General features: G+C 63.0%; 18 protein-coding genes. 15 read left to right on the top strand and 3 right to left on the bottom strand.

What is annotated here, in order from left to right:
- Window positions 1–158: 158 nt before the first annotated feature.
- The 3 genes from ACLRDN_RS19395 to ompA all read right to left on the bottom strand — a co-directional run bounded on the left by ACLRDN_RS19395 (window position 159) and on the right by ompA (window position 2,401).
- The gene (locus ACLRDN_RS19395) at window positions 159–815 is read right to left on the bottom strand and encodes an HAD family hydrolase (RefSeq protein ID WP_034332742.1); all 657 of its coding nucleotides are present in this window, start codon (window positions 813–815) and stop codon (window positions 159–161) included.
- Window positions 816–899: 84 nt separating this feature from the next.
- Window positions 900–1,616, bottom strand: coding sequence for a bifunctional 2-polyprenyl-6-hydroxyphenol methylase/3-demethylubiquinol 3-O-methyltransferase UbiG (gene ubiG / locus ACLRDN_RS19390; RefSeq protein WP_134223184.1), 717 nt, complete (start codon window positions 1,614–1,616; stop codon window positions 900–902).
- A 170-nt stretch (window positions 1,617–1,786) separates the two neighbouring features.
- The gene (gene ompA / locus ACLRDN_RS19385; RefSeq protein ID WP_413457619.1) at window positions 1,787–2,401 is read right to left on the bottom strand and encodes an outer membrane protein OmpA; all 615 of its coding nucleotides are present in this window, start codon (window positions 2,399–2,401) and stop codon (window positions 1,787–1,789) included.
- A 743-nt stretch (window positions 2,402–3,144) separates the two neighbouring features.
- Here ompA and gyrA point away from each other — a divergent pair.
- From gyrA to ACLRDN_RS19310, 15 genes are all read left to right on the top strand, one after another.
- Window positions 3,145–5,790: a DNA gyrase subunit A gene (gene gyrA / locus ACLRDN_RS19380; protein WP_413457618.1), complete on the top strand. Its 2,646-nt coding sequence runs from the start codon at window positions 3,145–3,147 to the stop codon at window positions 5,788–5,790.
- A 58-nt stretch (window positions 5,791–5,848) separates the two neighbouring features.
- Complete coding sequence (gene serC / locus ACLRDN_RS19375) at window positions 5,849–6,961, top strand: 3-phosphoserine/phosphohydroxythreonine transaminase (RefSeq protein WP_413457617.1); 1,113 nt, start codon at window positions 5,849–5,851, stop codon at window positions 6,959–6,961.
- Window positions 6,962–7,092: 131 nt separating this feature from the next.
- Window positions 7,093–8,166: a prephenate dehydratase gene (gene pheA / locus ACLRDN_RS19370; protein ID WP_413457616.1), complete on the top strand. Its 1,074-nt coding sequence runs from the start codon at window positions 7,093–7,095 to the stop codon at window positions 8,164–8,166.
- 39 nt (window positions 8,167–8,205) lie between these two features.
- Complete coding sequence (locus ACLRDN_RS19365) at window positions 8,206–9,093, top strand: prephenate dehydrogenase (RefSeq protein ID WP_413457615.1); 888 nt, start codon at window positions 8,206–8,208, stop codon at window positions 9,091–9,093.
- 81 nt (window positions 9,094–9,174) lie between these two features.
- Window positions 9,175–10,506, top strand: a complete 1,332-nt coding sequence (gene aroA, locus ACLRDN_RS19360; protein WP_402709873.1) for a 3-phosphoshikimate 1-carboxyvinyltransferase — start codon at window positions 9,175–9,177, stop codon at window positions 10,504–10,506.
- A 57-nt stretch (window positions 10,507–10,563) separates the two neighbouring features.
- Window positions 10,564–11,232 carry a (d)CMP kinase gene (cmk, locus tag ACLRDN_RS19355; RefSeq protein WP_088756372.1) on the top strand — a complete coding sequence of 223 codons (669 nt, stop codon included), beginning with the start codon at window positions 10,564–10,566 and terminating at the stop codon, window positions 11,230–11,232.
- A 216-nt stretch (window positions 11,233–11,448) separates the two neighbouring features.
- A complete protein-coding gene (rpsA, locus tag ACLRDN_RS19350; protein ID WP_075259476.1) occupies window positions 11,449–13,164 on the top strand; it encodes a 30S ribosomal protein S1 in 1,716 nt (571 codons plus the stop codon).
- 13 nt (window positions 13,165–13,177) lie between these two features.
- The gene (locus ACLRDN_RS19345; protein WP_006462119.1) at window positions 13,178–13,483 is read left to right on the top strand and encodes an integration host factor subunit beta; all 306 of its coding nucleotides are present in this window, start codon (window positions 13,178–13,180) and stop codon (window positions 13,481–13,483) included.
- Between the two features lie 366 nt (window positions 13,484–13,849).
- On the top strand, window positions 13,850–14,176 hold the full coding sequence (locus ACLRDN_RS19340) for a LapA family protein (RefSeq protein ID WP_413457614.1): 327 nt from the start codon (window positions 13,850–13,852) through the stop codon (window positions 14,174–14,176).
- 16 nt (window positions 14,177–14,192) lie between these two features.
- Window positions 14,193–15,368 (top strand): lipopolysaccharide assembly protein LapB, encoded by a 1,176-nt coding sequence (gene lapB / locus ACLRDN_RS19335; RefSeq protein ID WP_413457613.1) that lies wholly within the window; start codon window positions 14,193–14,195, stop codon window positions 15,366–15,368.
- 36 nt (window positions 15,369–15,404) lie between these two features.
- Window positions 15,405–16,784 (top strand): UDP-glucose dehydrogenase family protein, encoded by a 1,380-nt coding sequence (locus ACLRDN_RS19330; protein WP_413457612.1) that lies wholly within the window; start codon window positions 15,405–15,407, stop codon window positions 16,782–16,784.
- An 18-nt stretch (window positions 16,785–16,802) separates the two neighbouring features.
- A complete protein-coding gene (rfaE1, locus tag ACLRDN_RS19325; RefSeq protein WP_413457611.1) occupies window positions 16,803–17,756 on the top strand; it encodes a D-glycero-beta-D-manno-heptose-7-phosphate kinase in 954 nt (317 codons plus the stop codon).
- A 133-nt stretch (window positions 17,757–17,889) separates the two neighbouring features.
- A complete protein-coding gene (locus ACLRDN_RS19320; protein ID WP_413457610.1) occupies window positions 17,890–18,297 on the top strand; it encodes a ComEA family DNA-binding protein in 408 nt (135 codons plus the stop codon).
- A gap of 191 nt (window positions 18,298–18,488) precedes the next feature.
- A complete protein-coding gene (locus ACLRDN_RS19315; RefSeq protein WP_413457609.1) occupies window positions 18,489–19,460 on the top strand; it encodes a diguanylate cyclase domain-containing protein in 972 nt (323 codons plus the stop codon).
- Between the two features lie 97 nt (window positions 19,461–19,557).
- Complete coding sequence (locus ACLRDN_RS19310; protein WP_413457608.1) at window positions 19,558–21,756, top strand: DNA polymerase III subunit gamma/tau; 2,199 nt, start codon at window positions 19,558–19,560, stop codon at window positions 21,754–21,756.
- Window positions 21,757–21,786: the final 30 nt, after the last annotated feature.

The following is a 21,786-nucleotide window of genomic DNA, read 5'->3' as shown; positions in this document are numbered from 1 at the left end:
GATGCCTGCGCAGGTGGCCGGTTCTGGTTGTGATGGTGTGTGGTGCAGCGGCGTGCGCCGGGTTGTCGCCATTCTAATGCGAGGCGACACGGCACTGCTAGGAGGGTAATGGCGCGCCCAAGTTTCCCTGCGCGCGCCAGTAAAGGCGGGGCAGCGGATCAGTCCAGCAGGGTCAGGATGTCCAGCGGTGCATGCAGCAGCGCATCGGCCTGCCACGCGGCCGGTTCGGTGTGGCCGCAATAGCCCCAGGCGGCGGCAATGGTCGGCATGTTGGCGGCGCGTCCGGCCTGGATGTCGCGCAGGTCGTCGCCGACGTACCAGCAATCCTCGGCTGGCAGTCCCAGGCGCTTGGCGGCTTCCAGCAGCGGCGCGGGATGCGGCTTGGGATGCGGGGTGGTGTCGCCGGAGACGATGCAGCCGGCATGGCCCAGACCGATCTGCGGGGCCAGCACGTCGGTGAAGCGCGCCGCCTTGTTGGTGACGATGCCCCAAGCAATGCCGCGCGCTTCCAGTTGCGCCAGCAGTTCCGGGATGCCGTCGAAGAGGCCGCTGTGGGTGGTCATGTTGGCCTGGTAGCGGTCCAGGAACAGTACGCGCAAGTCTTCATATTCCGCATCGCCCGGATGGATGCCCAGCGCTGCACCGATGAGCCCGCGGGCACCGGCCGAGGCGACCGGACGCAAGCTTTCATAGGGGGCATTTTCCAGGCCCCTTTGCTGGCGCAGGTAGTTGGCGGCGGCCGCCAGGTCGGGAGCAGTGTCGGCGAGCGTGCCGTCGAGGTCGAACAGAATCGCGCGGGGAGGGCGGAGTGGCATGGGCTTGAGGATGGCAGGAAGAAAAGCGCCGCAGCGCAGGGCTGCGGCGAGGGGAACGAACCGGCGAGGCGTGAGCGAGGCCGCTCAGCCCAGCTTGGTACAAGCCACCAGGTAGTTCACACTGGTGTCGTCGTTGAGTGAATAGATCTTGGTCAGCGGGTTGTAGCCCATGCCCTTGAAGCCGTCGATCTGCAGACCGGCCTCGCGCGTGTAGTGCGCCAGCTCGGCCGGGGTGATGAACTTGGCGTAGTCGTGCGTACCCTTGGGCAGCAGGCGCAGCACGTATTCGGCGCCGATGATGGCCATGACGTAAGACTTCATGTTGCGGTTCAGCGTGGAGAAGAACAGCTTGCCGCCCGGCTTGGCCAGGTCGGCCGCGGCGCGCACGATGGCGGCCGGATCGGGGACGTGTTCCAGCATTTCCATGCAGGTCACGACGTCGTACTGGCCGGCTTCACGCGCGGCCATGTCTTCGGCGGCGATCTTTTCGTAGCGCACTTGCACGCCGGACTCCATGCTGTGCAGGTCGGCCACTTTCAGGGCCTTGTCGGAGAGGTCGATGCCGGTGACGTCAGCCCCTTTCTTGGCCATCGATTCTGCCAGGATGCCGCCGCCGCAACCGATGTCGATCACCTTCTTGCCGGCCAGCGGGGCGCGGGCGTTGATCCACTCCAGGCGCAGCGGGTTGATTTCGTGCAGGGGACGGAATTCGGAACCCGGGTCCCACCAGCGATGGGCCAGTTCACTGAATTTCTGGATCTCTTGGGGATCGGCGTTCATGGTCGCATTGGTCGTGTTCATGGGGCCTAATGATAGCCCAATCCGACGCAACGGGTGGCCTGCACCAGGTCAAGATGCGCCGCAATGGCGGGACAATTGCTTGCAGAGGCGTGCATGACCAGCAAATGAAACAGGAATAAAAAAACCCCGCCGAAGCGGGGTTTTCATAACAGCCTTGTAGCGGCAATCGATTACTTGCGGGTACCCACAACTTCGATTTCCACGCGACGGTTCTTGGCGCGGCCAGCAGCGGTCTTGTTGTCGGCGACCGGTTGCGACTTGCCCTTGCCTTCGGTGTAGACGCGGTTGGCTTCAACGCCCTTCGAGACCAGGTAGGCCTTGACGGACTCAGCGCGGCGAACCGACAGCTTCTGGTTGTAGGCGACCGAGCCGATCGAGTCGGTGTGGCCGACGGCGATGATGACTTCCAGGTTGATGGCCTTCAGGTTGCCAACCAGTTCGTCCAGCTTGGCCTTGCCAGCCGGCTTCAGGGTTGCCTTGTCGAAGTCGAAGAACGCATCAGCAGCGTAGGTGACCTTTTCCGAGGTCGGAGCAGCGGCAGGTGCCGGAGCAGGAGCAGGAGCAGCAGCGGCAACCGGAGCCGGTGCGGGCGGTTCTTCGCACGGACCGTTCACGTAAGCGGTTTGCCAGCACAGACCGTAACCGCTGCGGGTCACGACGTCACGGCCATCTTGCAGGTACAGGCTGCCCGGACGAACCTTGATGTCCTTGGTTTCCTGAGCGGTGGCAGACAGTGCGATGGCTGCGGACGCAGCAGCGAAGACGAGTTTTGCTAATTTGTTCATGTTTCTCCTCTCGGGTGAGATATCCGCAGATAAACTGCGCTACAAGATTACGACATCAAAAAAATGAATAATATCATGTGTTCAGGTCGTCACAGGCCCTTGTTCCATGGGGCTAGTAATGAACTTAGCCGCCATTCTGCCACACGGATTGACCTTCAGCGATGCTTGCCAATTGGTCCAGACAACGTTTTTGGGACTGTGTTGTTTCTTCGCAACGCGATATTTTTGGCCCGTTTTTGTTCCTTTAAGGCTGAAAAAAGCCGGATTTTTTAAAGAAAATCCTTATTTTTCATACAGTTCGCGCATTTTCACTTGGGCAAGTAGTTGCCATTTTCTCCGGGGCATCGTGCTTCCCGGCAGGTGGGGTTTCTCCCGATGGCGTGCACCGCGAAAGTGAGTTTCGGAAAATTTTCCCCAAATTGGTCATTTGACATCAATCAACGGCGAAGAAACATCTGATGCTGCGTGGCAATGCCGTCGCTGAGTTCGGGCACGCTAATATATATAGATGCCCGGACCCGGCAGATTGTCGCTCTCAGGCGCTGGGAGGCGCTTTGCGGTGCATGCGGTCATCGCGTGCACCGGGCCGGGTACCATCGCGAAGCATGCCGTTGCGGGGTCATTGAGGGCCTTTGACGGGCTTTTGACCCTCCTGGCGTGCTAGAATGCGCTGTTCTGATCAGTCCAAGGGCCACGCCCGCCCGGCACGATTTCCTGGCCGGGAAACATCTTTCGACTCTCCAATGGATCAATTCGCTAAAGAAACCATCCCCATTTCCCTCGAAGAAGAGATGCGCAAGAGTTACCTCGATTACGCCATGAGCGTGATCGTGGGTCGGGCACTGCCGGATGTGCGCGATGGCTTGAAGCCGGTGCACCGCCGCGTGCTGTATGCGATGCACGAGATGAACAACGTCTGGAATCGCCCGTTCGTGAAGTGCGCGCGCGTGGTCGGTGAAGTCATGGGTAAATACCACCCGCACGGCGACGCCTCCATCTACGACACCCTGGTGCGCATGGCCCAGGACTTCTCGCTGCGCTACACCCTGGTCGACGGCCAGGGCAACTTCGGTTCCATCGACGGCGACGGCGCTGCGGCGATGCGTTACACCGAGTGCCGCCTGGACAAGATCTCCAACGAATTGCTGGCCGATATCGAGAAGGAAACCGTCGATTTCGTGCCCAACTACGACGGCAAGGAAAAGGAACCCTCGGTCCTGCCCACGCGTATCCCCAACCTGCTGGTCAACGGCTCCTCCGGCATCGCCGTGGGCATGGCCACCAACATCCCGCCGCACAACATCACCGAAGTGATCAACGGCGCGCTGCACCTGCTGGCCAATGAACACTGCACCATCGATGAACTGATCGAACTGGTCCCGGCACCGGACTTCCCGACCGGCGGCATCATCTATGGCGTCTCGGGCGTGCGCGATGGTTACCGCACCGGCCGTGGCCGCGTGGTCATGCGCGCCAAGACCCACTTCGAAGAGTATGGCCGCGAAGGCCGCATCGCCATCATCGTCGATGAGCTGCCCTACCAGGTCAACAAGAAGGCGCTGCTCGAACGCATCGCCGAACTGGTGCGCGACAAGAAGCTCGAAGGCATCTCCGACCTGCGCGACGAATCCGACAAGTCGGGCATGCGCGTGGTCATTGAATTGAAACGCGGCGAAGTGCCCGAGGTCGTGCTCAACAATCTCTACAAGCAGACCCAGCTGCAAGATACCTTCGGCATGAACATGGTGGCGCTGGTCGATGGCCAGCCGCGCCTGCTCAATCTGAAGCAGCTGCTGGAATGCTTCCTGTCGCACCGTCGCGAAGTGGTCACCCGCCGCACCGTGTTCGAACTGCGCAAGGCGCGCGAACGCGGTCACGTGCTCGAGGGCCTGGCCGTTGCGCTGGCCAACATCGATGACTTCATCGCCATCATCCGCGCCGCACCGACCCCGCCGATCGCCAAGGCAGAACTGATGAACCGCGCCTGGGATTCGTCCATGGTGCGCGAGATGCTGGCCCGCACCGGCGAAGGCAATCCGGGCGGCATCGAAGCCTTCCGTCCGGAAAGCCTACCGGCACATTACGGCATCCAGTCCGACGGCCTCTACAAGCTCTCCGATGAACAGGCCCAGGAAATCCTGCAGATGCGTCTGCAACGCCTGACCGGCCTGGAGCAGGACAAGATCGTCAACGAATACAAGGACGTGATGGGGCAGATCGCCGACCTACTGGATATCCTCTCCAAGCCGGCCCGCGTGACCGCCATCATCACCGACGAACTCAACGCCGCCCGCAACGACTACGGCATCGGTGCCAAGGACGAGCGCCGCTCCACCATCGAGCACAACGCCACCGACCTGGCCACCGAAGACCTGATCACCCCGCAGGACATGGTGGTGACGCTCTCGCACACCGGCTACATGAAGTCGCAGCCGGTCTCCGAATACCGCGCGCAGAAGCGCGGCGGCCGCGGCAAGCAGGCCATGGCGACCAAGGATGACGACTGGATCGACCAGCTCTTCATCGCCAATACGCACGACTACATCCTGTGCTTCTCCAACCGTGGCCGCCTGTACTGGCTGAAGGTCTGGGAAGTGCCGCAGGGTTCGCGCAATTCGCGCGGCAAGCCCATCGTCAACATGTTCCCGCTGCAGGACGGCGAGAAGATCACGGTGATCCTGCCGGTGTCGGGCGCCAATCGCAGCTTCCCGGATGACCGCTACGTCTTCATGGCCACCAGCCTGGGCACGGTCAAGAAGACCCCGCTGTCGGACTTCTCCAACCCGCGCAAGGCCGGCATCATTGCCGTGGACCTGGACGAGGGTGATTTCCTGATCGGTGCTGCCCTGACCGATGGCGCGCATGACGTGATGCTGTTCTCCGACGGCGGCAAGGCCGTGCGTTTCGATGAAAACGACGTGCGCCCGATGGGCCGTACCGCCCGTGGCGTGCGCGGCATGAATCTGGAAGAAACCCAGCAAGTCATCGCCTTGCTGGTGGCCGAAAACGAACAGCAGTCCGTGCTCACCGCCACCGAAAACGGCTTCGGCAAGCGTACCCCGATCACCGAGTACACCCGTCACGGCCGTGGCACCAAGGGCATGATCGCCATCCAGACCAGCGAGCGCAACGGCAAGGTCGTGGCCGCCACGCTGGTCGATTCCAGCGATGAGATCATGCTCATCACCACCGGTGGCGTGCTGATCCGCACCCGTGTCTCGGAGATCCGTGAGATGGGCCGCGCGACCCAGGGCGTGACCCTGATCGCAGTGGAAGACGGCACCAAGCTGTCCGGCCTGCAGCGCGTGGTCGAGTCCGATGTGGAAGACGTGATCGAAGGCGAAGGCGCAGAGGCGGCCGGCGGCGAAGCACCAGCCGCAGGCGAGTAAAGCAAGTCCAGGGCGGCGGGCCGCATGCCCGCCGTCTTTTTTGATGGCGAACGCAGACATGGTTTATAACTTTTCCGCCGGTCCGGCGGTATTGCCCAAGGAAGTGCTGCAACAGGCAGCCGACGAGATGCTGGACTGGCATGGCAGTGGCATGTCGGTCATGGAGATGAGCCATCGCGGCAAGGAATACATGTCCATCATCGAAGCCGCGCTGGCTGATGTGCGCGCGCTGATGAACATTCCTGCCAACTACAAGGTGCTGTTCCTGCAGGGCGGGGCCATCGCCGAGAACGCCATCATCCCGATGAACCTGGCGGCGCTGCGTTCGCCGGCAGGCAAGCATGAAGCCGGCGTGGCCGACTACATCAACACCGGCTCCTGGTCGACCAAGTCGATCAAGGAAGCGGGGCGCTACTGCAGCGTGAACGTGGCCGCCTCCTCGGCTGATCACAAGTTTTCCAGCATCCCGGCACGTGCCGACTGGAAGCTCTCGCGCAATGCCGCCTACGTGCACATCTGCAGCAACGAGACCATCGACGGCGTCGAATACCAATACACGCCGGAAGTCGCGGCTGACACCGGCGGCGCACCCTTGGTGGCCGACATGTCCTCGCACATCCTCTCGCGCGAGGTGGATGTCTCGCAATACGGCGTCATCTATGGTGGTGCCCAGAAGAACATCGGCCCGGCCGGTGTGACCATCGTCATCGTGCGCGAAGACCTGCTGGGTCATGCACTGCCTTTCTGTCCCTCGGCCTTCGACTGGAAGATCGTGGCCGACAACGATTCCATGTACAACACCCCGCCGACCTACGCGATTTACATCGCCGGCCTGGTGTTCCAGTGGATCAAGCGCCAGGGTGGCGTGGCCGCGCTGGAAGCGCGCAACATCGCCAAGGCCGAACTGCTCTACGGCTACCTGGACAGCACCGATTTCTACAGCAACCGGATCGCAGCGGACTGCCGTTCCCGCATGAACGTGCCGTTCTTCCTGCGCGACGATGCGCTCAATGACACTTTCCTGGCCGGCGCCAAAGAGCGCGGCCTGCTGCAGCTGAAAGGCCACAAGTCGGTCGGCGGCATGCGTGCATCGATTTACAACGCGATGCCGATCGAGGGCGTACAGGCTCTCGTCGATTATCTGAAAGACTTCGAACAGCAGCACGGCTGAGGCCGCATCTGGCCGGGCGCATCATCGCCCGCGCAGTGCAGGCCGTGGCCGTGCGCCAAGCCAACGCCATGCCCGGTGCGCCGCCGGCCGCTCATAGCGCCCGTGCGCCGTGCAGAACCTGAAAGAGCAAGATGAGTGACGACAAGTTGCTGCCCCTGCGCCAGAAGATCGATGCCATCGATGCGCAGATCCTCGACCTGCTGAACCAGCGCGCCCGCGTCGCGCAGGAAGTGGGCCACGTCAAGGCCGAGACCAATGCCCCGGTGTTTCGTCCCGAGCGCGAAGCGCAGGTCCTGCGCCGCGCCGCCGACCGCAATCCCGGCCCCTTGCTGGGCACCGATATCCAGACCATTTTCCGTGAAGTGATGTCGGCTTGCCGCGCGCTGGAAAAGCGTGTGGTGGTGGCCTATCTCGGCCCCGAAGGCACCTTCAGCGAACAGGCCGTGTACCAGCAGTTCGGCCATGCCATCGAGGGCTTGCCCTGCGTGTCCATCGATGAAGTGTTCCGCGATGCCGAAGCCGGTACCGCCGATTTTGGCGTGGTGCCCATCGAGAATTCCTCCGAGGGCGTGATCAACCGCACCCTCGATCTGCTGCTGCAGACGACGCTGACCATCAGCGGTGAAGTGGCCATTCCCGTGCATCACAGCCTGATGACCGCCAGCGGCAACATGGAAGGCGTCACCCGCATCTGCGCGCATTCGCAGGCCCTCGCCCAGTGCAATGCGTGGCTCAACCAGAACTATCCTTCCATCGAACGCCAGGCGGTGGCCTCCAACGCCGAGGCCGCGCGCATGGCAGGTGAAGATAAGAGTGTGGCGGCCATTGCCGGTGAAATCGCGGGCCAGAAGTACAACCTGCAGACGGTCAATGCCCACATCCAGGACGACCCGCACAACCGCACCCGCTTCGCCGTGATCGGCCGCCTGCGTACGGCACCGTCGGGGCGCGACCAGACTTCCATCGTGCTGTCGGTGCCCAACAAGGCCGGAGCGGTCTACAACCTGCTGGCACCGCTGGCGCGGCACGGCGTGTCGATGACGCGCTTCGAGTCGCGTCCGGCCCGCATGGGCGCGTGGGAATATTATTTCTACGTCGACCTCGAAGGCCACGAGCAGGATGAGAAGGTCGCCAAGGCGCTCGAAGAGCTGCGCCAGAACGCCGCCTTCTTCAAGCTGCTGGGCTCCTATCCGCTGGGCCTGTGAGCGCCTGCCGTCCCGCCATTCTTCAAGGCTGAATCCAACGTGTTCAAGAAAGTCGTCATCTTCGGTGTGGGCCTGATCGGCGGCTCGTTCGCCCTGGCGCTGCGCCGTGCCGGCCAGGCCGCGCACATCGTCGGCGTGGGCCGCTCGCTGGCCAGCCTGGAACGTGCGCGCGCGCTGGGCATCATCGATGCCATCGCCACCGATGCGGCCGCTGCCGTCACCGGTGCCGACCTGATCCTGGTGGCCGCGCCCGTGGCGCAGACCGAAGCCATCCTCGCGTCCATCCAGCCGCATCTCGATGCCCGGGCCATTGTCACCGATGCCGGCAGTACCAAGAGCGATGTGGTGGCCGCCGCCCGCAAGGCGCTGGGTGAGCGCATTGCGCAATTCGTCCCGGCGCATCCCATTGCGGGTCGTGAGAAACATGGGCCGGAAGCCGCGCTGGCCGAACTGTATGAAGGCAAGAAGGTGGTCATCACCGCCTTGCCCGAAAACAGCGACGCCGATGTCGAGACCGTGGCCGCGGCCTGGCGCGCCTGTGGCGCGATCATCCATCGCCTCTCGCCGCAGGAACATGATGCGGTGTTCGCTTCGGTGAGCCACCTGCCGCACGTGCTGGCCTTTGCGCTGGTGGACGACATCGCCGCCAAGCCGCATGCCGAGACCTTGTTCCAGTATGCCGCCAGCGGTTTCCGCGATTTCACCCGCATCGCTGCCTCCTCGCCCGAGATGTGGCGCGACATCACGCTGGCCAACCGTGATGCCTTGCTCACCGAGGTCGATGCCTATCTGGTGCAATTGCAGGGCATACGCGCGATGATTGCCGACAGCGACGGCGCGGGCCTCGAAAAGATCTATGCCAGCGCCCAGCATGCCCGCCAGCAATGGGCGGCGGCCATCGAGGCGGCCGAACGCAAGGTCAACTGAACATTCTTTCCCGGTCACATCGTCAAGGCCGCCTGGGCGGCCCGATTCCACCACCGCATCATCCACAGAAAAGCAAGCCAGATGAAACAGCCTTCCTACCCCCGCCATATCGACCTGAACCCGGTCCCGCACGTGCAAGGCACGGTCAAGCTGCCGGGCTCCAAGAGCATTTCCAACCGCATCCTGCTGTTGGCGGCGCTCTCGGGCGGCACCACCCGCATCTTCGACCTGCTGGCTTCCGACGATACGCTGGTCATGCTCATGGCCCTGCAGACCCTGGGCGTGAAGTGGGAGCAGATCGAAGGCACCCAGGATTACATCGTCCATGGCGTCAACGGCGTGCTGCCGGTGCACCAGGCTGATCTCTTCATGGGCAATGCCGGCACTGCCATCCGTCCGCTGACGGCGGCCCTGGCCGTGCTGGGTGGCGACTACACGCTGCATGGCGTGCCGCGCATGCATGAGCGGCCGATTGGCGACCTGGTGGATGCCTTGAATGCGGTCGGCATGCGCATCGAATACACCGGCAATCCCGGCTACCCGCCGCTGCATATCCGCCGTGGCCAGCTGACATCGGCGCGCATGAAGGTGCGCGGCAACGTCTCCAGCCAGTTCCTGACGGCCTTGCTGATGGCCGCGCCCCTGATGGCGCGCGAAGAAGCGATGCAGATCGAGGTGGTCGGCGAGCTCATCTCCAAGCCCTACATCGAGATCACCCTGAACCTGATGCGCCGCTTTGGCGTCGAGGTCGAGCGTGACGGCTGGCAACAGTTCACCGTCAAGCCGGGCCAGCATTACCGCAGCCCTGGCAGCATCCACGTCGAGGGCGATGCGTCGTCTGCGTCCTATTTCCTGGCGGCCGGTGCCATCACCGGCGGCCCGATCCGGGTCGAGGGCGTGGGCCGCGACAGCATCCAGGGCGACGTGCGCTTCGTCGAAGCGCTGGAGCAGATGGGCGCGACCATCACCATGGGCGAGAACTGGATCGAGGCCTCCTCCAATGGCCCGCTCAAGGCCATCGATGCTGATTTCAACCACATTCCGGATGCGGCCATGACCATCGCCGTGGCTGCGCTCTACGCCGACGGCCCCAGCACCCTGCGCAACATCGCCAGCTGGCGCGTCAAGGAAACCGACCGTCTTTCGGCCATGGCGACCGAGTTGCGCAAGCTGGGTGCACAGGTGGAGGAGGGCGCGGATTACCTCACGGTAACTCCCCCGGCCGAGATCGGCACGGCCGCCATCGATACCTATGACGACCATCGTATGGCCATGTGCTTCTCGCTGGCAGCGCTGGATGGTGCATTGCGGCGTGGCAACCGCATCCGCATCAACGACCCCAAGTGCGTGGCCAAGACCTTCCCCGATTACTTCGAGGTCTTCAAAAAGATTGCCGAACAAACCTTGATCTGATAAACCCTTTATTTGACGGAATTACACTAAATTATTCACAGATAAAGGGATCAGGCCATGGAAAAAGCAAAGATACCGGTCATCACCATCGATGGTCCGACCGCCTCCGGCAAGGGCACCGTGGCCCAGAAGGTGGCCCGGGAACTGGGCTTCCATTACCTGGATTCGGGTGCGCTGTACCGCCTGACGGCGCTGTCCGTGCTGCGCCGCGGCGTAGCCCTGGACGACGAACACGCCCTGGCCAAGGCTGCCGAGCACCTGCACTGTCATTTCGATGGCGGCCACATCTTCCTGGCCAACGAAGACGTATCCCAGGCCATCCGGGCCGAGGAAGTCGGCAATACCGCCTCCAAGATCGCCGCCCTGATCACCGTGCGCCAGGCCTTGTATGGCCTGCAGTTGTCATTCAGGAAACCGCCTGGCCTGGTGGCCGACGGTCGCGACATGGGCACCGTCATCTTCCCGGGCGCCCGATTGAAGGTGTTTTTGACGGCCAGTGTGGAAGCGCGCGCCACAAGGCGCTATAAGCAATTGATTGACAAGGGTTTTTCTGCTAATATCGAAGACCTCTCCAGAGATTTGAAGGAACGCGACGAACGCGACATGAATCGCTCGTCTGCCCCCTTGAAGGCTGCGGAGGGTGCATATCACCTGGATACATCCGACATGACCGCTGACGAAGCGGTGCAGCAGGTACTCAGCTGGTACGCTGCCCTGGGGCACTGAAATCCGTTGCAATCCGCTTGAAACGGCAACTTCAGCACCCATCATGGGCAAGTCCTTGTTGTACCCGTAGTGCCATTGGTGCCCGGCAGATGCAAAGTCTGACGGGTGTTGATAAACCTAACCCAGTACCCATGTCGTCGGCGGCAACGAAGACGGCAGTGCAAGTCAGCCTGATTGCATCACACGGATACCGGCCAATCTTTCTTACTTTCTTTTATGTCTACCACTACCGTTATCGCTGCAGGTGTTGATACCTCCAGCGAATTTGCTGCTCTGTTCGAAGAATCGCTGTCGCGTCAGGACATGCGTTCGGGTGAAGTCATCTCGGCAGAAGTCGTGCGCCTGGATCACAACTTCGTGATCGTCAACGCCGGCCTGAAGTCCGAAGCGTTCATCCCTGTTGAAGAATTCAAGAACGACAACGGCGAAGTCGAAGTCAACGTCGGCGACTTCATCTCCGTTGCGATCGAATCCCTGGAAAACGGTTTCGGCGACACCATCCTGTCGCGCGACAAGGCCAAGCGTCTGGCATCGTGGCTCTCGCTGGAAAAGGCGATGGAGTCCGGCGAGATCGTCACCGGTACCGTCAATGGCAAGGTCAAGGGCGGCCTGACCGTTCTGACCAACGGCATCCGTGCCTTCCTGCCGGGTTCGCTGGTCGATACCCGTCCGGTCAAGGACACCACCCCGTTCGAAGGCAAGACCCTGGAATTCAAGGTCATCAAGCTGGACCGCAAGCGCAACAACGTCGTTCTGTCGCGCCGTGCCGTGATCGAAGCCTCGATGGGCGAAGAGCGCGCCAAGCTGATGGAAACCCTGAAGGAAGGCACCGTCGTTACCGGTATCGTCAAGAACATCACCGACTACGGTGCGTTCGTTGACCTGGGTGGCATCGACGGCCTGCTGCACATCACCGACCTGGCATGGCGTCGCGTGCGTCACCCGTCGGAAGTGCTGTCGGTTGGCCAAGAGATCACCGCCAAGGTCCTCAAGTACGATCAAGAGAAGAACCGCGTCTCCCTGGGCGTGAAGCAACTGGGCGACGATCCTTGGACCGGTCTGTCGCGTCGCTACCCGCAAGGCACCCGCCTGTTCGGCAAGGTCACCAACCTGACCGACTACGGTGCATTCGTGGAAGTCGAACAAGGCATCGAAGGCCTGGTGCACGTCTCCGAAATGGACTGGACCAACAAGAACGTGGCCCCGAACAAGGTTGTCCAGCTGGGCGACGAAGTCGAAGTCATGGTTCTGGAAATCGACGAAGAGCGTCGTCGTATCTCCCTGGGCATGAAGCAGTGCAAGCCGAACCCGTGGGACGACTTCGCCATGAGCCACAAGAAGGGCGACAAGGTCAAGGGTTCGATCAAGTCGATCACCGACTTCGGCGTGTTCATCGGCCTGCCGGGCAACATCGACGGCCTGGTGCACCTGTCCGACCTGTCCTGGACCGAAGCTGGCGAAGAAGCCGTGCGCAAGTTCAAGAAGGGCGACGAGCTGGAAGCCGTTGTGCTGGCCATCGACGTGGAACGCGAGCGCGTCTCCCTGGGCGTGAAGCAGCTGGAAGGCGACCCGTTCAACAACTTCGCCGCCCTGAACGACAAGGGTGCGATCGTCAACGGTACCGTCAAGTCGGTTGAGCCCAAGGGCGCCGTGATCCAGCTGAACGACGAAGTCGAAGGCTACCTGCGCGCTTCCGAAATCTCCCGCGACCGCGTGGAAGATGCCGGTACCCACCTGAAGGTTGGCGACGCCGTCGAAGCCCTGGTCATCAACATCGACCGCAAGGCTCGCAGCATCCAGCTGTCGATCAAGGCCAAGGACAACGCCGAGACCCAGGAAGCCATGCAGAAGATGTCGGCTGACTCCAACGCTGCTTCGGGCACCACCAGCCTGGGCGCGCTGCTGAAGGCCAAGCTCGACAACAAGAACTGATCTTCCGGTCACGATGACAAAGTCGGAGCTGATCGCCCGTCTGGCTGAGCGTTATCCGCAACTTGTCGCCAAGGATGCGGATTACGCGGTCAAAACCATCCTCGATGCCATGGTCGACGCTCTTGCGACCGGCCAGCGCATCGAGATCCGTGGCTTTGGCAGCTTCGCGCTCAACCGCCGTCCGCCGCGTATCGGCCGCAATCCCAAGTCCGGCGACAAGGTGATGGTCCCTGAAAAACGGGTCCCCCACTTCAAGCCGGGCAAGGAACTGCGCGAACGCGTCGATGCGATGGTCGGCCAGCCAATCCGCGAGGATTGACCCGGCTGGGCCTGTGACCAGGCAGTTCTTGCGGTGCGCAGATGAAGTTGTCTGCGCCCGCGAGCAGTAACAATGGTTGAAAGCTGCACACTCGCGCACTGCGAGGTGAACGGGTGTAAAGGCAGATCAACAAAATGAACGGCATCTTTGGATGCCGTTTTTTTTCACGTACAATCCCGATTTACCCTGGATTGACCGGGAATGCGCGCGAAATCGTCGCGATTTTTCCGGCCAGCGCAATAATGCTGCGGACCGGCGCCGTCTTCACGCATCGCCTTTGACGTTTCGGGTGCTGCGCATCGCCGGCCGGGCAGCTTGGCCTTCGGGCCTCCGGGCTAACCACGACCCGCCAGAAAGGATTACGCCATGAAAATACTGTCCCGATTGATTGCGGCCATCCTGTTCGTGTTCTTCTTTTTCTTCGCCCTGCGCAATACCCAGGAAGTGACCATGCACTTCTTCCTCGGCTATGAACGCACCGACCCGCTGGTGCTGGTCTTGCTGGCCTTCTTCGTGATCGGCGCGATCCTGGGCGTGCTGGCCATGGCGCCGCTGGTGCTGCGCCACCGCCGCGAAGCTTCGCGCTACAAGAAGGCGCTGTCGCAAGTCCAGAAGCAGCAGGAAGAGATCGCCCAGGTGCAGGCCCAGCCGCCGCAGCCTGACAGCGTGATCACCGCGCAGCACATCCTCTAATTGCCCCTCACTGTTTATGGAATTTGAATTTTGGTGGTTGCTTGGCATCCCGGTCTTCTTCGGCCTGGGGTGGATTGCCGCGCGGGTGGATATCAACCAGTTGCTGTCCGAGTCGCGCACCCTGCCGCGCGGTTACTTCAAAGGGCTCAATTTCCTGCTCAACGAGCAGCCGGACAAGGCCATCGATGCCTTCATCGAAATCGTCAAGCTCGATCCCGAGACGGTGGAGCTGCATTTTGCCCTGGGCAACCTGTTCCGCCGCCGTGGCGAGACCGAGCGCGCCATCCGCGTGCACCAGAACCTGCTGGCGCGTCCCGACCTGCCGGCCGAGCACCAGGGCCATGCGCTCTATGAACTGGGCCAGGATTACCTGAAGGCGGGTCTGCTGGACCGCGCTGAAGAAACCTTCAACAAGCTCATCGACACCCCTTACAGCGCCCAGGCCGGCCGTGCCTTGCTGGAAATTTACCAGCGCGAGAAGGAATGGGAGCGCGCCATCTCGGCCGCCGAAATCCTGCAAGCCACCGGTGCCGGAGGGCGCCAGCGCGAGATTGCCCAGTTCTACTGCGAACTGGCCGCCGATGAACTGGTCCGCACCAACACCGATGCCGCCATGGCCCTGCTGGACAAGGCCCTGGCCGCCGACCGCAAGAGCGTGCGCGCCACCATGCTCATGGGCGACGCCCTGCGCGCGCGCGGCGACATTGAAGCTGCCCTGGAAACGTGGCGCCGTGTGGAGCACCAGAGCGTGCCGCACACCGCCCTGGTGGCGCAGCGCCTGATGGATGGCTACATCGCTGTCGGTCGCCCGCAAGAGGGCATCAACCTGCTGCGCGCCTACTTGGCCGAAGCCCCCTCGATCGACCTGCTGGAAGTGGTCTTCAAGGCAGTGCTGGAGTCCGACGGGATCGACGCGGCCAACGTGCTGGTGAGCGACGAACTGCGCCGCACGCCCACTCTGCTTGGTCTGGACAAGTTCCTGGAAGCGCGGATAATGAGCGCGCCCCAGAACGTGCGCCCCGAACTGGCCGTGGTCAAGACCCTGGTGCACGGCTACACCCAGAAGCTGGCGCGCTACCAGTGCAACCATTGCGGTTTCAAGGCTCGCCAGTTCTACTGGCAGTGCCCGGGCTGCAGCCAGTGGGAGACCTACCCGCCGCGCCGTACCGAAGAATTGAATGTCATGAATTGAGGCTCTCTCGGGCCGTACTTGAACTCTGGATCTACTATGAAAATTACTATCATCGGCACCGGCTACGTTGGCCTGGTGACCGGCGCCTGCCTGGCCGAACTGGGTAACGACGTGTTCTGTCTCGATGTCGATCAGCGCAAGGTCGACATCCTCAACAACGGCGGCATCCCCATCCACGAACCTGGCCTGGAAGAGGTGGTGGCCCGCAACCGTGCAGCCGGCCGCCTGCAGTTCTCCACCGATGTGGCCGCCAGCGTGGCCCATGGCGATATCCAGTTCATCGCCGTGGGCACGCCGCCCGATGAAGATGGCTCGGCCGACCTGCAATACGTGCTGGCGGCGGCACGCAACATCGGCCGTCACATGGAAGGCTTCAAGGTGGTGGTCGACAAGTCCACCGTGCCGGTCGGGACCGCCGACCGCGTCACTGCAGCGATCAGGGAAGAGCTGGTCCAGCGGGGCAAGACCGATCTCGGTTTCTCGGTCGTCTCCAATCCGGAATTCCTGAAGGAAGGTGCGGCCGTCGAAGACTTCATGCGCCCGGACCGCATTGTCATCGGCCATGACCAGAGCGCCGACGGCCTGCGCGCGCAGACCCTGATGAAGAAGCTCTACGCGCCCTTCAATCGCAATCACGAACGCACCTACTGGATGGACGTGCGCTCGGCCGAGTTCACCAAGTACGCGGCCAACGCCATGCTGGCCACGCGTATCTCCTTCATGAACGAACTGGCCAACCTGGCCGATCGTGTCGGTGCCGACATCGAATCCGTGCGCCACGGCATCGGCTCGGACCCGCGCATTGGCCACAGCTTCCTGTATGCCGGCTGCGGCTATGGCGGCTCCTGCTTCCCCAAGGATGTGCAGGCGCTGGAACGCACCGCGCGTGACTATGACCAGTCGCTGCTGATCCTGCAGGCCGTGGAGCAGGTCAACGACCTGCAGAAGCACGTGCTGGGCAAGAAGGTGGTCAAGCGCTTCGGCGAAGACCTCACCGGCAAGCATTTCGCCATCTGGGGCCTGGCCTTCAAGCCCAATACCGACGACATGCGCGAGGCCTCCTCCCGCGTGCTCATCGGTGAGCTGGTACGTCGTGGCGCCAGCGTGGCGGTCTACGATCCGGTCGCCATGAAGGAAGCCGCACGGGTGCTGGAACTGGACTTCGCCGACGAGTCCGCCCGCCTGCAGCAGGTTCGCTTTGCCGCCTCGCCCATGGATACCCTGCAGGGCGCCGATGCACTGGCCATCGTCACCGAATGGAAGGCCTTCCGCAGCCCCGATTTCGAACGCGTCAAGACGACCCTGAATCATCCGGTCATCTTCGATGGCCGCAACCTGTTCGATCCGCAGCTCATGGCCGACATCGGCATCGAGTACTACGGCATCGGCCGTTCCCTGCAAGCCCGCGCGCAGTAAGCTGCCGCGTCCCTGAGCATGAACACGGACAACATCGTGGACAAGAATATCGCTGCAGCCTGGGATGCGGCGCGCATCCTCATCGTGGGCGACGTCATGCTGGACCGCTACTGGTTCGGCGAAGTCAATCGCATTTCGCCGGAAGCCCCGGTGCCGGTGGTGCGCGTGGAGCGCAAGGAAGAGCGCCTGGGGGGCGCTGCCAACGTCGCCCGCAATACCGCCAGCCTGGGCGCCCAGACGGCACTGCTGGGCGTGACCGGCGATGATGAACCGGCGCGCGTGATGGAGAGCATGCTGCGCGAGATGGGCATTCATAGCCATCTCAACCGTGATCCCGGCATCTCCACCATCGTCAAGCTGCGCGTGATCGGCCGCCAGCAGCAGCTGGTGCGCATCGATTTTGAAGAAGCGCCTACTGATACGGTCTTGCGCGACAAGCTCACGCAATTCAATTCACTGGTGGCCGATTACGATGTGATCATCTTTTCCGATTACGCCAAGGGTGGCCTGGTCAACGTGGCCGAGATGATCGCCACGGCCAGCAAGCTTGGCAAGCGTATCCTGGTCGATCCCAAGGGCGATGATTTCGCCCGCTATGCCGGGGCCTCCGTGCTCACGCCCAACAAGTCGGAACTGGTGCGCATCGTCGGCCAGTGGAAGAACGAGGAAGACCTCACCGCCCGCGCCCAGAAGCTGCGTGCCGAGCTCAAGCTGGAAGCCCTGCTGCTGACCCGCTCGGAAGAAGGCATGAGTCTCTACCGCGACGGCGAGGTCACGCACTTCCCGACCATGGCGCGTGAAGTCTTTGACGTCTCCGGTGCCGGGGATACCGTCATCGGCACGCTGGCCGTGATGCTGGGCGCAGGTGCGTCGCTGGTCGATGCGGTGACCATGGCCAATCGCGCCGGCGGCATCGTGGTCGGCAAGCTGGGCACGGCCACCGTCACCCGCGAGGAGTTGCTGGCGGGCTGATTTGCAGGCCATTTCTAGCGGGATTTCGGTCAACAGGCTGGTTCGGCTGTCGTTGAGCAAGGGCAGTCCACTTTCGGGTGGACTGCCCTTTGTTTTTCCTCCAACCGTACGTTGAAAGTCGAAAGGAAACATCATGTTGCAGAAAACCCTGTTGTTCATCCTCAGCTTCTTCGCCGCTACCGCCCTGGCCTGGGCCGAGGTGGACGTCAACAAGGCCGACCAGGCCGCCCTGGATGGGGTGCGCGGCATCGGCCCCTCGATGTCCAAACGCATCCTGGAAGAGCGCCAGAAGGGTGGCGCTTTCAAGGACTGGGCCGACCTGGAAAAGCGCGTCAAGGGCATCAAGGACAAGGCCGCTGTGAAGCTCTCTGCCAACGGCCTGACGGTCAACGGCCAGGCCAAGGCGGGCGCGGCAGCGCCGGCGGCCAAGGACGGCAAGCCAGCCAAAGCCCCGCGCGCTGAGAACAAGGCCAAGGAGGCCGAGGCCAAGCCTGCCAAGGTGGAGGAGAAGGCAGCAGACAAGCCTGCGGCCGGCAAGTGAGGCGAAGGCAGGCCAGGGAGCAGGGGAGCCTGCCGTTTCGGCACTGAGATGACCGGGACAGGGTGATGTGGCTTCATATTTTGATAAGTATTTGTGAACAACTAATTCTTGTTTCTGCAAAAAATTGGGGTTAAAGTCGTCTGCAGCCTGTCGTTAACGTCGGCAACAATGTCCACTCCGCGCTGATGATCATGAGAATCGCCGAGCTACCCGCCAATGAAGCCGCCCGTATCGACGCCCTGCATTCGCTGCGCATCCTCGATACCCCGCGCGAAGAACGATTCGATCGCCTGACACGCCTGGCGCGGCGCCTGTTTGACGTTCCCATGGCGGTGGTGACGATGATCGACGTGCATCGCCAGTGGTTCAAGTCCTGCGTGGGCCTGGGCGACGCCACGGAAACCACGCGTGATGTTTCCTTCTGCGCCCACGCCATCCTGCATGAAGGCCTGACCATCGTGCCCGATGCCCGCCTGGATCCGCGCTTCTCCGGCAATCCGCAGGTCACCGGCGAACCCTACATCCGCTTCTATGCGGGATGCCCCATCAAGAGCGAAAGCGGTTTCACCCTCGGCACCCTGTGCCTGGTCGATACCGTCCCGCGCGATTTCGATACCGACGAACAGGCCCTGCTCAAGGACCTGGCCGCCATGGTCGAACAGGAGCTGGCGGCGGTGAAGCTGGCCACCATCGACGACCTGACCGGGATCTCCAACCGGCGCGGTTTCGAGTCGCTGGCGCGCCATGCCATGGCCTCCAGCAAGCGCACGGGCCGTCCGGCCTGCATGCTGGGATTCGATCTCAATCATTTCAAACGGATCAATGACGAGCTGGGGCACGCCGCCGGCGACCTGGCGCTGGCCGACTTTGCCGGCCTGCTGCTGACCAATTTGCGCGAGTCCGATGTCGTCGGCCGCCTGGGCGGCGATGAATTCGCGGTGTTCCTGACCAATACCGCCGAGCCGGATGTCCCCGTGGTGCTGGCGCATCTGCAAGCGGCCGTGCAAAGCTTCAACCAGAACGGTGGCCGCCCGTACCAGCTCGATTATTGCGTGGGCGTGGCGCAGTACGATGCGGCGCTGCATCCCGACCTGGCCGCGCTCATGCGCAGCGCCGACGAGGCCATGTACGTGCGCAAGAAGGCGCGCAGCGCAACGGCCTGAACGCGAGGCAGCACAGCGGCATGCAGGCAAAGGCGTTGGCGGCGGCGAAATAGCTTAAAATGCCCCCCTGAGCCAAAAAGCCCACAGCAGCCACTCCATGTCCTATCAAGTTCTCGCCCGTAAATACCGTCCCCGCAGCTTCGACACCCTGGTCGGCCAGGAACACGTCGTGCGCGCGTTGACGCACGCGCTCGAACAGCAGCGGCTGCATCACGCCTATCTCTTCACCGGCACCCGCGGTGTGGGCAAGACCACGCTCTCGCGCATCCTGGCCAAGTCGCTCAATTGTGTCGGCCCCGATGGCAACGGCGGCATCACTGCGGCACCCTGCGGCGTGTGCGAAGCCTGCGTGGCCATCGATGCCGGCCGCTTCGTCGACTACATCGAGATGGATGCGGCCTCCAACCGTGGCGTGGACGAGATGGCGCAACTGCTGGAGCAGGCCATCTATGCGCCCTCCAACGCGCGCTTCAAGGTCTACATGATCGACGAAGTGCACATGCTCACCAACCACGCCTTCAACGCCATGCTGAAGACGCTGGAAGAGCCGCCGGAACACATCAAGTTCATCCTGGCCACTACCGATCCGCAAAAGATTCCCGTGACCGTGCTCTCGCGCTGCCTGCAGTTCAACCTCAAGCAGATGCCGCCCGGCCACATCATCGGCCACCTCGACAACATCCTGAACCAGGAAGGCATCGAGTTCGATCCGCCCGCGCTGCGCCTGCTGGCGCAAGGGGCCTCGGGTTCCATGCGCGACGCGCTCTCGCTGACCGACCAGGCCATCGCCTATGCGGCCGGCAAGGTCACCCTGGAAGCGGTGCAGGGCATGCTGGGTGCGCTGGACCAGTCGTACCTGATCCGCATCCTCGATGCGCTGGCGGTACAGGATGGTGTCGCCCTGCTGGGCGTGGCCGACGACATGGCCACCCGCAGCCTGTCGTACAACGCCGCCCTGCAGGACCTGGGCACGCTGCTGCACCAGATCGCGCTGGCCCAGGCCGTGCCGGCGGCGCTGGCCGATGACCTGCCCAACCGCGAAGATATCCTGCGCTTGTCCGCTCAGTTCAGTGCGGAACATGTGCAATTGTTCTACCAGATCGCCGTGCACGGCCGCAATGAACTGGGCCTGGCTCCCGATGAATATGCAGGTTTCAGCATGACCCTGCTGCGCATGCTGGCCTTCCGCCCGGTCAGTGCCACTGCCACCGGTCCGGTACCGGCAGCACCCGCACCGGGTGGCGCTCGCCCGGCTTCGCCGCGCCAGGCGGCGCCCCTGCTGGCACCGCAGGCCGCCGTGACCAGTGCGCCGGTGACCCGCGTGCAACCGGCCGCTGCTGCTGCACCCGCTCCGGCGCCGGTCGCACCGGCGGCTCCCGCCGCAAGCCCGATGGGCGCGGCAGCACCCGTACCGGCAGCACCGGCGCCTGCTGCAGCTCCCCCAGTGGCCGCCGCTCCTGCAGCGCCCGCTGCCCCGACATCGGCCCGCGAAGCCGCGCTGATGGCCTTGCGCGGTGGCAAGGGGGGGAAAGGCGCAGCCAGGCCTGCAGCGGCTGCACCTGCGCCAGGCCCTGCACCTTCAGTGGCCCCGTCTGCGCCCGCACCGGTGGCCAGCGCGCCGGTCGCCGCTCCCGCTGCTGTAGCGGTACCGGCGCCCAAGGCGGCCCGTACTGCCTCGGCGATGCCGCCGGACATGCCCGAGCCGCCGCCATTCGATTCCATCCCGCCTTGGGAGGACGACACTGGTGCCTCCGCCATGCCGCCGTCGGCCCCCATGCCGGGGCTTGCGGAAGAACGCATGGAGGCTGCCCCAGCGGCATCGGCCCCCGCAGAACCGCCCGCGCCCCAGCGTCCGGCCGCCACGCCTGCGCAGCAGCAGGAAACTGCGCGCATCGCCGCCGAACTGGGTTGGGATGGCCACTGGCCGACGTTGGCTGCCAGCCTCACCAGCTTGCGCGGTGTGGCCCACCAGATGGCCTTCCAGAGTGAACTGGTGCGCTGCGAAGCGCTCAATGGCGGCAACGTCTGCTTCCATCTGCGTATCCCGCTGGAAACCCTGCTGTCCTCGGGCAGCATCGAAAAACTGGTGGCCGCCTTGTCCGAGCGTTTCGGCAAGGAAATCCGTGTCGAGACCGAGATCGGTGCCGTCTCCGATACCGCCAATGCGGTGGCCGAGGCCCAACGGGCCGAGCGCCAGCGCAAGGCCGAGCAGAAGATGAAGAGCGATCCCTTCGTGGTGAGCATGATGCGCGAGTTTGGCGCCACCATCGTCCCCGGCTCGATCCAGGCGTTGTGAGGCGTGCACGGCGCTGCCGGCGAGATTGCC

Origin of the sequence: Herbaspirillum huttiense, from assembly GCF_047300815.1 — a bacterium.
Taxonomy (GTDB): Bacteria; Pseudomonadota; Gammaproteobacteria; order Burkholderiales; family Burkholderiaceae_D; genus Herbaspirillum; species Herbaspirillum huttiense_A.
Note: the sequence above shows the minus strand (reverse complement) of the source record. Positions and strands in the feature narration are given on the sequence as shown.